General features: G+C 45.9%; 9 protein-coding genes. All 9 read right to left on the bottom strand.

Annotation, left to right across the window (positions count from 1 at the left end; all coding sequences use genetic code 11):
* Positions 1-3: 3 nt before the first annotated feature.
* Entirely contained in the window at positions 4-810 is an 807-nt protein-coding gene (gene yidA, locus B9T10_RS01030; protein WP_094537587.1) for a sugar-phosphatase, read from the bottom strand.
* 79 nt (positions 811-889) lie between these two features.
* Positions 890-1,705: a MetQ/NlpA family ABC transporter substrate-binding protein gene (locus B9T10_RS01025; RefSeq protein ID WP_094537586.1), complete on the bottom strand. Its 816-nt coding sequence runs from the start codon at positions 1,703-1,705 to the stop codon at positions 890-892.
* The gene (locus B9T10_RS01020; protein ID WP_094537585.1) at positions 1,689-2,867 is read right to left on the bottom strand and encodes an acyl-CoA dehydrogenase family protein; all 1,179 of its coding nucleotides are present in this window, start codon (positions 2,865-2,867) and stop codon (positions 1,689-1,691) included. Before B9T10_RS01020 ends, B9T10_RS01025 begins: the two co-directional genes overlap by 17 nt.
* A gap of 21 nt (positions 2,868-2,888) precedes the next feature.
* Positions 2,889-3,593: an ABC transporter permease subunit gene (locus B9T10_RS01015; protein WP_172795666.1), complete on the bottom strand. Its 705-nt coding sequence runs from the start codon at positions 3,591-3,593 to the stop codon at positions 2,889-2,891.
* Positions 3,589-4,614 carry a methionine ABC transporter ATP-binding protein gene (locus B9T10_RS01010; RefSeq protein ID WP_094537584.1) on the bottom strand — a complete coding sequence of 342 codons (1,026 nt, stop codon included), beginning with the start codon at positions 4,612-4,614 and terminating at the stop codon, positions 3,589-3,591. The genes B9T10_RS01015 and B9T10_RS01010 overlap by 5 nt, the downstream gene beginning before the upstream one ends.
* Positions 4,615-5,039: 425 nt before the next feature.
* Entirely contained in the window at positions 5,040-5,453 is a 414-nt protein-coding gene (ruvX, locus tag B9T10_RS01005; RefSeq protein ID WP_094537583.1) for a Holliday junction resolvase RuvX, read from the bottom strand.
* A gap of 70 nt (positions 5,454-5,523) precedes the next feature.
* Complete coding sequence (gene purL, locus B9T10_RS01000) at positions 5,524-9,432, bottom strand: phosphoribosylformylglycinamidine synthase (RefSeq protein ID WP_094537582.1); 3,909 nt, start codon at positions 9,430-9,432, stop codon at positions 5,524-5,526.
* Positions 9,433-9,590: 158 nt separating this feature from the next.
* Positions 9,591-11,153 carry an N-acetylmuramoyl-L-alanine amidase gene (locus B9T10_RS00995; RefSeq protein ID WP_063455789.1) on the bottom strand — a complete coding sequence of 521 codons (1,563 nt, stop codon included), beginning with the start codon at positions 11,151-11,153 and terminating at the stop codon, positions 9,591-9,593.
* Positions 11,154-11,155: 2 nt separating this feature from the next.
* The gene (locus B9T10_RS00990; RefSeq protein ID WP_094537581.1) at positions 11,156-12,835 is read right to left on the bottom strand and encodes a tetratricopeptide repeat protein; all 1,680 of its coding nucleotides are present in this window, start codon (positions 12,833-12,835) and stop codon (positions 11,156-11,158) included.
* Positions 12,836-12,881: the final 46 nt, after the last annotated feature.

The raw sequence follows: 12,881 nt of genomic DNA, 5'->3' as shown, positions 1-12,881 counted from the left end.
AAGTCATAAGTAACGCTCGATGGCAACGGCAACGCCATCTTGATCATTTGTCGTTGTGATGAAATCAGCATGGGTTTTGAGTAACTCAATGGCGTTACCCATCGCAACTTTAGTGCCCGCAACTTCAAACATTGAGAAATCATTTTGATGATCCCCAATGCACATGATCTCCGCTTTTTTGAGCCCAAATTCATTGGCAATGCGTTGTAAGGCACGCCCTTTACTTGAATCTAAATGTAAAAACTCAAGATAAAATGGCGCGCTCTTCACCACCGTATATTGCTCATAAAACGGTGCGGGAATTTGAGCTTCCACCTGGGCAAGTTTTTCTGGCACATCGGAAAACAAACATTTGGTGTATAAGCGATATGGTTCCATATCCTCTGGCGCGCGATAAATCAGCGGAATGTTTGATAAATAGGATTCATACACCACATAGCGCCCGATGGCAGTGTTTGGCGTATAAAGTGCACCTTCACTGATCACATGCATGGACACATCAAAATTGCGGCTCAGTTTTTCAATGCGATCATAATCTTCATGGGTCAATAGGCTCTCATACACCACTTCGCCCGTGGCAAAGTTTTGGATCAATGCACCATTATTGCTGATGCAGTATGTACCACGGTTGTATATGCCCAATGCATCAATGTGAGGTTTCATGCCAGAAAATGGGCGGCCAGTGGCTAAAATGATCTCAACGCCTTGCGCTTGTGCCGCACGGATGCTCTCCGCCACTTTTTGACTGACTGCATGATCAGAGTTTAATAACGTGCCATCCATGTCAATGGCTATCAATTTAATGCTCATACTACCCCCATTCGCTAGATTGAGGCTTCATCGTAACAAAAAAAAACTCGCCACGGCGAGTTTCTCTATCATCGATTGATCATCGCCAAGCTTTGGGCAAAATGAACCCATCGTACAACGGCTCATTTAAAATATAGGCTTTAAACTCATCGGACTCATAAGCCGCTTTGAGATCCTTTGCCCAAGGTTCGTCTTTGAGCGCCGCCGGAATGGTGACAATCACCACATGTTCATCGGGCGTCTCTTCAATCGCCAATGAGTCGCTGATTTTAAGCCCCATGCTCACAATATAATTGCCATTGACAACTGCAAAATCTGCATCTTCTAACGAGCGCAAAGCTTGAGCCGCATCGATCTCTTTGATGTTCAATGTGTATTGCCCCGGCAAAATATCTTTGACACTAAAGCGAATGGGATCAACCCCTTCACGGATGGTTACCCAACCGAGTTTTTCTAAAATGCGGGCGGCACGCTCAGCATTGACGGGATCATTTGGAATGGTGATGGTCATGCCATCCCGAATGCTTGATAAGCTTTGATGATGCTTTGAGCGCAATGTCTGCGGTGCACTTGCAGTATTGGCAAGCTTGATCATGTTTGAGCCCGTCAAACGATTGGTATCTTTCATAAAAGCTTCACTTTGGAAAATCGAGGCATGCACTTCGCCATCTTTCATACTGCGATTGATTTGGCTGTTTTGTGAAAAAACTTTGGGCTCAATGTGATGGCCTTTTGCCGTCATGATGGGCATGATTCCTTGAATGAATTGATCCGAATAAGTCGATGGACCAAACGCCACCACAATGGCGGGTGAATTGTTCTTCTCACCCTGCCCGCATGCGGCCAATAATCCCATCACCACGATGGCTGCTGTGACTTTAAATAACTGATGCATGATGATTCTCCCTAAGTGTACGCAAGGCTGATTGCGCTAAATTGATGTAAACCATATCTTCCATCGGCGGATTGTGTAAACCTGCGCGCACATCGCGATACAGGCGTTGCAATGGATTGTCCATGGACAAAGACCGCGCGCCCACCAAACGCATCGCTAAATCCACCACCTCAATGGCGTGATTGACGACAGAAGTTTTTGTCACTGCCAAGGCATCCCCAAGTGTTGAACGCGTTTTAGCATCAGCAAGATCCCAGTCACGTGCCACACCAAAGAGTAAATATTCGCTTTCGATGAGCTTTGCGCGCATTTGCCCAAGCTTTTGCTGCACTAAGGGTAAATCGCCAATTGTGCCCGTTGCCAAACTGTTTGGCGCATAATGGGCAGCAAATTCTAACGCTTCATTCAATGCCGCTTTTGCAATCCCGTAATACACCGCCGGAATGTGCAGCAACCAACCTTGTGGCGCTCTGTTCGCCACTTTGGTCATCAATAATGCATCTTTTGGCAGTGACACCTGATCTAAAATGAGGTCATGGCTGCCGGTTGCGCGCATGCCGAGCATGTTCCATGTCTCTTCTATGCGCAATCCTCCATAGGTGCGTTTGACTAAAAACTGCCCCACTTCATCGGTGTCATTGATGCGGGCAGAGACCACAAAATAATCGAGCACAGGCGATAAGGTTGTAAATGTTTTATGTCCTGTGATCACCCAGCCAGATTCAGTGGTGCGCGCTGTGGTTTCAGGCAAACCGCCACGCGTTGGGCTACCGGTTGCCGCTTCAGTGGCGGCGCTGTTGATTAAAGCACCCTTCGCCACCACATCTTTGGCAAACTCACGAAAAGTCGTCTCAGCCCACGGACGCTCATCGCTCAACTGCTTACTCATGCCAATGTGCCAACCAATGGCCAACGCGGTGGCAGCATCATTTGCTGCAATGATGGCTTGATGGCGCAGCATCTCTTCTAGCGTGACGCCAATGCCACCATACTCAGTGCTCAAGGTGAGTGCAGGATATGCAATGCGCTTTAAATCTTCAATATTTTCAAAGGGAAAAGTGTTATTTTGATCATGGTGATGAGCGCGTGCTTTGAAGGCTTGAGCCGTTTTTTGAGTCAAAGCAAGACGCTCACCCATGGTGTCATGGGTGAATAATGTCATGTGATCTCCGAGAGAATAGAATTATGAGCGAACGCGTTTTGCGAAGTAGTTACCGATCATTTGAATGGCTTGAACCAAGACCACTAAAATGATGACACAGTAAACAATCACAGCGTTGTCATAGCGATTGTAGCCGTAGTTGATGGCCAAATCACCGATGCCGCCTGCACCAATTGCGCCAGCCATGGCGGTTGCGCCAATCAGGCCAATCGTTGCCGTGGTGAAGTTTAAAATGAGGGATGCTTTTGCTTCAGGGATTAAAAAGTGCCACACCGTTTCAAAGGTCGATGCTCCCATCGCATTTGCGGCCTCAATGATGCCATGATCCACTTCTAATAACGAGGTTTCCACTAAGCGCGCAATAAAAGGTGCAATGTAGATGGTCAGCGGAATGATGGCGGCAGATGTCCCAATGCCCACATCTAAAATGATGCGTGTAATCGGCATCACAGCCACCAATAAAATGATGAAAGGCAGTGAGCGCACGATGTTAATGATGGGATTTAACACATTATAAATTGCCCGATGTGGGCGAATACCATTAGGACGCGTCAGCACTAAAATAATGCCAAGTAAGCCCCCTAAAATGACGCCCAGCACTAAGGAAACCACCACCATCCATAAGGTTTGTTGCCCAGCTAAAATAAAGCCCTCTAAGCCCACAGTGTGCGGAATGAATAAATCTTTAAAAATTGCGGTTAATTGTTCCATGAAAACTCTCCTAATCCAACTGATTGTGCGTCACACGAACGCCATGATCTCTTAAATATGCAACGGCTTTTGCCACCGCATCATCATCGCCAATGAACTGCACAAACATGCTGCCAATGACAGAGCCTTCGATCTCGATCATGTTAGAAAATAGGAAATTAACCACCACTAAGCGGTTTAAAATGAGCTCATTGACCACTGGCGTTTTCGCAGAATCGCCCAAAAATTCCAAGCGGTAAATGTGATTAGGATGGGCATCATCAATGTTACGAATGATGTTTTTAGGAATCTCATCTTCAATCAACGTATTGATGAATTTACGCGTCATCGGTGCGGCTGGATTTTGGAAAATCTCTTTTGTTGAACCCGTTTCCACCACAACGCCTTTATCCATCACAGCAATGCGGTTACAAATGCTTGTGACCACTTCCATTTGGTGCGTCACCATCATGATGGTGATGCCCTGCTCTTGGTTAATTTTACGCAATAAATTTAGGATCGATTGCGTGGTTTGTGGATCAAGGGCGGAAGTTGCCTCATCGCACAATAAAATGTCAGGATTGTTTGCCAAGGCACGCGCAATGCCCACACGCTGCTTTTGCCCACCGGATAACTCACGCGGATACGCATGTTTCTTATCAGGAATTTCCACATACGCAAGCAACTCATCAATGCGTGCGTCAATCGCCGCTTTTGATAAATTGGAGTTAAGTTTTAAGGGGAGTGCAATGTTTTCTGCCACCGTTTTCGTTTCAAGCAGATTAAAGTGCTGAAAGATCATGCCAATGCGTTTTTTGACATTGCGAAGTTCAGTTGGTGAAAGAGATTGCAGGGATTGCCCGTTGATGATGACATTGCCAGAGGTTGGCCATTCAAGCGCATTGACTAAGCGAATGAGGGTACTTTTGCCAGCGCCGCTGTAACCGATGACGCCAAAGACATCGCCTTTATTGATGGTTAAATTGATGGGGTGAAGCGCTGTGACTTCTTGATTGTTTTTAAGATAGCTTTTGGTGATGTTTTGAAACTCGATCATGATGAAGTGCCCGTGATTTTAATAAAGTTTGATCTAATAAAGTGGTGTGTGACATTTGCGTAGAACAGCAGCACATCATTGACATTAACATTTGCATCGTAAAACTCCTGAATAAAATATTTTGCTTAAGCTCAATATTTATAGCATTAAGATTTTTGATGTGCAAATAATTTTTGCATACATTACATATATATTAAATATGTGATTATTTTTCATTCAGATAAAATTTGTTTTTCATGAATCAACGCGCTATATTATGCACTTTTAAAATCCATATAAATTATTGATTATTATATTAAATATATATTTAATTGATTTTTTTATTAAAAATGCTGCGCCATTGCATCCAAATCAGTGCCCCTGATTTCCATAAAAAAGGGGAAAACATTGTTCCCCTTTTGACTAATTTTTATCATTCAGCGCACTTAAAACAGGCAATCACCATTTAAGTAGCGCTCCACAATGATCGCGGCTGAATGGGCATCTAATTGCCCTTTCTTGCCTTTTTTAGAGGGTTTGATGTATTGCTCGCTCTCTTGCGAGGATAAGCGTTCATCCACCGCTTCCACTGGCAAACCAAAGCGCCCATGCAAACGATTCATAAATTTACGAATCTTTTTGATGTGCTCAGTTTCTGTGCCATCTGCAGTGTATGGGATGCCCACCACCAAAACTGTGGGTGTCCAATCTTTTAAATGGCGCGCCACCTCTTCCCAATCGGGCTGACCATCGGTGGCTTTTAAGATGGCAATGGGCTGGGCGGTATTTGTCAAACGATTGCCCACCGCTAAGCCAATGTTCTTCACGCCATAATCAAACCCCACCACAATCTCTTCCATCACTTTTGTCCTTTGAAAAAAAATACTCTGCCGAGGCAGAGTATTGAAAGTCTAATGAAGATGCAAGTCTTTAGACGAATGATTTACGTGCATTGGCAAACATGCGATACCAGCCGCTGAACGTTTCCCAATCTTCTGGTTTCCAGCTCAACTGATCACGCTGATACACACGCTCAGGGTGCGGCATCATGATGGTGGCGCGGCCATCTTGAGAGGTCACGCCGGCAATTGCCTGTGGTGAACCATTTGGATTCAATGGATAACGATCCGTCACTTGCCCTAAACCATCGACATAACGCGCCGCCACATCAATGTTGCCCAGACCATCTTTAAAGTGTGCACGACCCTCACCATGACTCACCACAATCGGCATCATGGAGCCTTCCATGCCATTAAAGAAAATGGACGGTGATTTGACCACTTCCATCATGGTCAAACGTGCTTCAAATTGCTCAGATTCATTGCGCATAAAGGTTGGCCAATGCTCTGCCCCCGGAATGATTTCCGCCAACTGGCTCATCATTTGGCAACCATTACAGATCCCTAAGCTCAACGTATCGTTGCGCGCAAAGAAGCTTGCAAAGTGATCACGCAATTTTGCATTGAATAAAATACTCTTCGCCCAACCTTGACCGGCACCTAAAACGTCACCGTAGCTAAAGCCGCCACATGCCGCAAGGGCATCAAAGTCTGTTAAAGAGACGCGTCCTGCAATTAAATCACTCATGTGCACATCTTGCGCCGCAAAACCTGCCGTATGGAAGGCCGCTGCCATTTCCACATGACCATTGACGCCCTGTTCACGCAAAATCGCAATGCGTGGCTGCGCCCCAAGGTTAATGTAAGGCGCGGCAATGTCTTCATTGACATCAAAGGTGGTTTTTGCAAAGAGTTTTTTAAGCTCAGGCGTTTCAATCAACGCAAATTCGCTGTCCGCTGCCGCAGGATTGTCGCGTAAGCGCTGCATGTGATGACTCACTTCGCTCCAAGCTTTCTGCAATGCTACGCCAGATTCTGTCAATAATGTTTCATCATTTGCGCGAATGGTGAGTGTGTAATCATCCACCACCGTACCGATTTGATGCACTAAATGACCCATGCCCATTGCTTCAGCAAGCGCAGTAAAGTTACCGGCAAAACTCTCATCAATTTGCACTACGGCGCCTAACTCTTCGTTAAAGAGCATGCGAAGATTTTGCTCATGGCTTGAACCATCTGCCAATAATGCCGCTTTTACGCTGCTTAAATCAACCGCCATCCCTAAGCGACCGGCAAACATCATTTCCGCCAAAGTCGCCAATAAACCGCCATCGCCTCTGTCATGATAAGCGAGCAATTCACCTGTGGCCACCATGCGCTGCATGAGTTTAAAGAATGCGCCTAAATGTTCACTCGATACATCTGGCGCCACATCAGACAATTGACCATTGACTTGCGTTAAAGCACTGCCGCCTAAACGCGCATGCCCTGCCCCTAAATCCACCAAAAAGAGCTGACTATTTTCTACAGCTTTGAGCTCTGGCGTCACTGTTTTACGCACATTTTCAATTGGTGCAAAGGCGGTGATCACCAAAGATAATGGCGCGGTGACGGACTTTTGCTCGCCTTGATCTTCCCAAACTGTATTCATGGATAAAGAATCTTTACCCACCGGAATCGATAAGGATAAATCCTGACAGAAATTCGAAACCGCTTCCACCGTGCGATAGAGTTTTTCATCTTCGCCCGGTAAACCACAAGGTGCCATCCAGTTTGCGGACAATTTAATGCGCTTGATGTCACCAATGTCTGTTGCGGCAATGTTCGTGATGGCTTCACCCACCGCTAAGCGGCCAGATGCTGCAGCATCAAACAAAGCAACAGGCGCTTTTTCACCCATTGTCATCGCTTCGCCGTGCGTGGTGTCAAAGCCCATTTTCGTCACAGCCACATCCGAGACCGGTACTTGATAAGGTCCCACCATTTGATCTTGATACGTTAAGCCGCCCACAGTGCGATCCCCAATGGTGATGAGGAAGTTTTTACTCGCCACAGTTGGCAAGCGAAGCACATCATACGCACTTTTCACCAAATCCACTTGTGTGGCATTGAAGGGAATTTCTGCCTCTTCAACCGTGTGATCAATGCGTGTGGTTTTCGGTGGTTTGCCCAATAAAATGTCCAGCGGTAAATCCACCGGTTCATTGTCAAAGAGCGCATCTTTCACTTTTAACACGCCATCATCGGTGGCAGTCCCCACAACAGCAAATGGGCAGCGCTCACGTTCACACAAGGTGCGAAAACGCTCTAAATCTTCTGGCAAAATGGCTAACACATAACGCTCTTGCGCTTCGTTACACCAAATTTCCATGGGGCTTAAGCCCTCTTCTTCAAGCTTAATGTCACGCAAATTAAAAATGGCGCTGCGCCCTGCATCATTGACCAACTCAGGGAAAGCATTCGATAAGCCGCCTGCGCCCACGTCATGGATGGAGACAATCGGGTTTTGATCCCCAAGCTGCCAACAACGATCAATCACCTCTTGTGCGCGGTGCTCGATTTCAGGGTTGCCGCGCTGTACAGAGTCAAAGTCTAAATCTGCACTGTTTGCACCGGTTTCCATACTCGATGCCGCGCCGCCACCTAAACCAATCAATAGACCAGGTCCGCCTAATTGAATCAAAAGCGCGCCCGCCGGAAAAATGCCTTTTTCCACTTGCTGTGCTTGAATGTTGCCTAAGCCGCCGGCAATCATAATCGGTTTATGATAACCGCGCACTTTACCTTTATAAGGCGCTTCAAAAGTTCTGAAATAACCCAATAAATTTGGACGACCAAATTCATTGTTAAACGCAGCGCCGCCTAATGGGCCATCGATCATGATGTCAAAAGCGCTGCTGATGCGATCAGGTTTGCCATAACTGCCATCGTTTTGATACTGCTCCCACGATTGCACATAATTTGGAATTTGCAGGTTAGAGACGCTAAAGCCAGTTAAGCCAGCTTTTGGGCGTGCACCGCGGCCGGTGGCCCCTTCATCACGAATCTCACCGCCGGCACCTGTGGATGCACCTGCAAAGGGTGAAATGGCTGTGGGATGGTTATGGGTTTCCACTTTCATCACGATGTGTGTGAGTTCTTCATTGAATTGATATTCACACGCATCCGCATTTGGATAAAAGCGATCAATCGTATAACCTTCAATCACCGATGCATTATCTTTATATGCCACCACGGTGCCTTCTGGCGTTTTCTCGTGGGTGTCTTTGATCATGCGAAACAGTGATTTTGGCTGTTTTTCATCATTTAAAATAAAATCAGCATTGAAGATTTTATGGCGGCAATGCTCTGAGTTTGCTTGAGCAAACATCATAAGCTCTACATCTGTGGGATTACGACCCAATTTTTGATAATTTTCAACTAAGTATTCGATTTCATCTTCTGACAATGCAAAGCCAAAGGTGACATTCGCCTTTTGTAAGGCGCTGATGCCTTCCCCTAAAATGTCAATCGATTCATAAGTGCGCGCCTTGGTGTGATGAAAGAGCGCTTCGGCTTCATCAAAAGATGTGAGCAATGATTCCGTCATGCGGTCATACAACAATGCGCCCCATGCATTCAACTGTGCTTCTGTTAAATCGCCGCTCAACACATACGCAATGCCACGCTCAATGCGTGAAACATCATCAAAGCCACAATTGTGTGCGATGTCAGTGGCTTTAGATGCCCAAGAGGAGATGGTGCCGATGCGAGGAGTGACTAAGAAGAGATGTTCGCTAGAAGAGAGCGCGGGAGGAGGATTTTGAGTGGCTGTTAAAATAGCCGAGAGAGAGGATAAAGAGGAGGATGTTAAGGGTTGTTTGCTTTCTATAAAATACCAATAAGTTGCGGTTATATTAATATCAGGCGGCAAATTCAACCTTGCTGCATTTTGTCGAAGCTTCTCCAATCTGAAATCGGATAGCGCCAAAGAACCACATAAAGAAATAATCGAAGACATTACTATTACTCTCAAATAAAGATGGCCAGAGAAGCGGATTATCATACCTGAAATTATCAGAGAAACAAACTTCCAACCCCACAAAAATGACCGAATTTATCAATTTCTTTATATTTTTAACAATTTACGCTATCCGATTTGAATTGCTTTGCACTCCCTTACGGTAACACGAGCACAGTGCCCACAGGCACACGCAATTGATTGCTTGGCAAGCGATTGATTTTCAACAAACTCTCCAATGACACCCGATAACGACGCGCAATGTCCGCAAGCGCTTCCCCGCGCTGCACCGTGTGGCGCTTGACTGCAGGTTGTGGTTTTGGCTTTGCCACCACCTGAGCCGTTTGTACGTTTTGCTGAGATTCAAGGGATAATTCCGGAAACACCACTTGCGCATCTTTTGCCTGGGTTTGACTCTCTAAACGCACCTCTGGTACAGCCGGCGTTGGATTGGGGCGCGCTGTGATCGTGGGCGGCGGCACAGGCGTTGGGTTCACCTTTTTAGGTGGCGCAACGGTGCTGTAAACGAGCTCAACCGCAGGACGTTTTTTAAAGTACGCACGCACACCCTTCATCATGTCATCGGCTAAACGATTTTGATGAGAGGCATTTTTCAATTTTTTCTCATCATCAGGATTGGAGATGAAACCTGTTTCCACCAAGACTGAGGGAATGTCCGGCGCTTTGAGCACCGCAAAGTTAGCACGCTCCACATTTTGTTTATGTAATTTAGTGTCGCGCTGCAATTGCGTTAGGATTTGTGCGCCCAATTCATGGGATGCTTCAATGGTGGCATCTTGGGAGATGTCTAACAACATCGATGCAATGGCATTGTCTTTATCAGACATTTTAACGCCCGCAATGATGTCCGAGCGGTTCTCTTTTTCCGCCAACAAACGCGCCGCTTCACTCGATGCCCCTTTTGTGGACAAGACATAAACCGATGCGCCCCAAGCAGAGCGATTGAGCGCCGCATCCGCATGAATGGAGATGAACATGTCTGCCTTTTGACGTTTTGCGATCAATACGCGTTCACGAAGCGGAATGAAACGATCGCTGTCACGCGTCATCACAGCTCGCATGCCGGGCTCTTTATTAATACGATCACGCAATTTTTTACCAATCGCTAGCACCACATCTTTTTCACGTGTTTTGTTTTGCCCAATCGCGCCAGGATCTTTACCACCGTGCCCAGGATCAATCACCACAATCACATTCTTTTTTGGCACTTGCTTGGCCACTTGTACGCTCGATTGCTCAGCCACCACCATTTCAGAGCCGCGGGCAATCGCTGTATCACGGGATACAGCCGTTGCGCCTTGGCTGATCATGATCACCAATTCATAGCCTTGTTTGCCTTTGACTAAAGCCGTTGTACCCGGCACCGATTGCGTTAAATCCACCACAATGCGTAAATCTGTGCCTTGCTGCGTGCCTAAACGCACACCTGCAACATTTTTGCCGGCAATCGGCAGCGATTGCACTTTATTACGCAGCTGTGCATTCGGAATGTCCACCACTAAACGCGGCGGACTGTCTAAACGAAAGCTTGTAAAGGCTGTGCGTTCATTCAACGGAAAGACAATGCGCAGGTTCCCATCGGGCGTCGTGGTGCTCGCCCCTTGACCCACTAATGTCACGGCAAAAGCCACATGCAACGAACTGATCAAAACAATCAGCACACCGATGCAGCGCGATAATGTGTGTAAAGCCTGTTTCATCACTACTGTAAAACCTCTGGATACTGTTTAAGCAAGGCCAATGTTTCAGGATGGGTGGGTAAAAGGGCTTGCAGCTGTTCAAATAATGCCCGCGCTTGATCAATGGATTGCTCCTCAATCAACAACGCAATGTAATGGCTGATGACATCAGGCTCTTTTAAGCGATGAAATGCTGGCACAATGTATTGGCGCGCTTTGACATAATCTTTGGCTTTAAAATATGCCCAGCCTAAACTGTCCATAATGGCCGGTTCATCAGGCGCGAGGGCAATCGCTTTTTGCAAATAACCCATCGCTTTTTTCTCTTGCGCCGCTGTTTTGGCATTTTCTAAGAGCATATAACCATAACCATTGAGGGCTAAAGGATCATCCGGATGCTTATTAAGCCAAGCTTTGAGTACCGCTTGCATTTGGGCAGGTTTTTGCATGCCCTCATACGCGATCGCCTTATAATATGAGTAAGTGAACACTTCATAATTGGTCACCACATCTAAAATTTCAGCATAAGGCAACAAGAGCTGATAATCAAAAGATGCCTCGAGCATTTCTAACTGCTGATTATACAAATATTCTGCACGATCGGGAAATTTAGTGCGCAGTTCATCAAAAATTGCTAAAAATGTGGCATATGATTTTTTCTTCAATGCCATGTCAGCTTCAGACAATAAACGCACCACTTGCACATCAATGACATTGACATTTGGCAATACGTCATACAAGTCACCGATGCGCCCTGCCGAACGGGCAAAGTCAGCCATTTTGTAGATCACATCCACATAATCGCCCTTGAGTTGAACCATTTTATCTAAATGATTTCTAGCAGCCTCACTGTCTTGATACGCAAAATAGAGGAACGATAATTGCCCTTGCACTCGTGCATTATTAGGGTAACGTACTTCGAGCCCTTTTGTGTACTGTAATGCACCGGAATAATCAAATTGATTGATGAGCCCTTGAGCATATTCAAGCTTTAAATCCACATTATCGCTTTTCTCAGCGGCCGCTTTCACAATGGCCAGCCCCTTTTGCGGCTCATTTAACAATGCATACACATACATTAATAAGGCGTAATTCACTGCGCTGTTTGGATCTGATTCAATCACGCCCGTTAAATACATCAAAGCTTCATCATATAAACCATTGTCCACTAAGAGACTCGCTAAAAGTGGCGTCACATCCGGTGAATAATCGTTCATTTTCGCAATTTGACGATAAATCGTTAAAAATTGTGCCGGCGCAATCGCCCCTTTTAATTCACGGTATAAAAAGTGAAAGCCATTGTCATCGGGTTGATCTTGCGTGTAGAGCATCGCAACACGATTCATCACAGCCGCCGCTTTACCATTGTCATTTAAATGGGCGTAAATGATGGCTTCAAAGAGCAACACTTCGATGTTATCGGGCTCATCTTCTAAAATTTGATTCAATAACGAGAGGGCTTTGAGATAATCGCCATTGACATAGGCAATGTTAAACTGCTGTCTGAGCACGTAGGCAATGTTATTGTCTTCAGTGACTTTTGCAAGATAATTCTCTGCAGTTTCTAAATCATTGCGTTGAAATGCCAACTCACCCAATAAGAAATTCAGCATTAGGTTGTCTTGCTTTGGCTCGTTTGCACTGGCGCTGCCCATTGAAATGAATAGCCCAACCACAAGCCCGAGTGTCATCTGTTTGATCATAATGGCGGTTTTCCTCTCTGATATTTCGGCTCAATTCTACACTAAA

This window comes from Wohlfahrtiimonas chitiniclastica, from assembly GCF_002252325.1.
GTDB lineage: Bacteria > Pseudomonadota > Gammaproteobacteria > Cardiobacteriales > Wohlfahrtiimonadaceae > Wohlfahrtiimonas > Wohlfahrtiimonas chitiniclastica.
The sequence above is the reverse complement of the archived record's forward strand: the minus strand, read 5'-3'. Positions and strand labels throughout refer to the sequence as shown.

Bases quoted from the DNA above. Each gene is read 5' to 3' on its own strand.
- yidA (WP_094537587.1), bottom strand. From the start codon at position 810: ATGAGCATTAAATTGATAGCCATTGACATGGATGGCACGTTATTAAAC.
- B9T10_RS01025 (WP_094537586.1), bottom strand. From the start codon at position 1,705: ATGCATCAGTTATTTAAAGTCACAGCAGCCATCGTGGTGATGGGATTA.
- B9T10_RS01020 (WP_094537585.1), bottom strand. From the start codon at position 2,867: ATGACATTATTCACCCATGACACCATGGGTGAGCGTCTTGCTTTGACT.
- B9T10_RS01010 (WP_094537584.1), bottom strand. From the start codon at position 4,614: ATGATCGAGTTTCAAAACATCACCAAAAGCTATCTTAAAAACAATCAA.
- ruvX (WP_094537583.1), bottom strand. From the start codon at position 5,453: ATGGAAGAGATTGTGGTGGGGTTTGATTATGGCGTGAAGAACATTGGC.
- purL (WP_094537582.1), bottom strand. From the start codon at position 9,432: ATGTCTTCGATTATTTCTTTATGTGGTTCTTTGGCGCTATCCGATTTC.
- B9T10_RS00995 (WP_063455789.1), bottom strand. From the start codon at position 11,153: ATGAAACAGGCTTTACACACATTATCGCGCTGCATCGGTGTGCTGATT.
- B9T10_RS00990 (WP_094537581.1), bottom strand. From the start codon at position 12,835: ATGATCAAACAGATGACACTCGGGCTTGTGGTTGGGCTATTCATTTCA.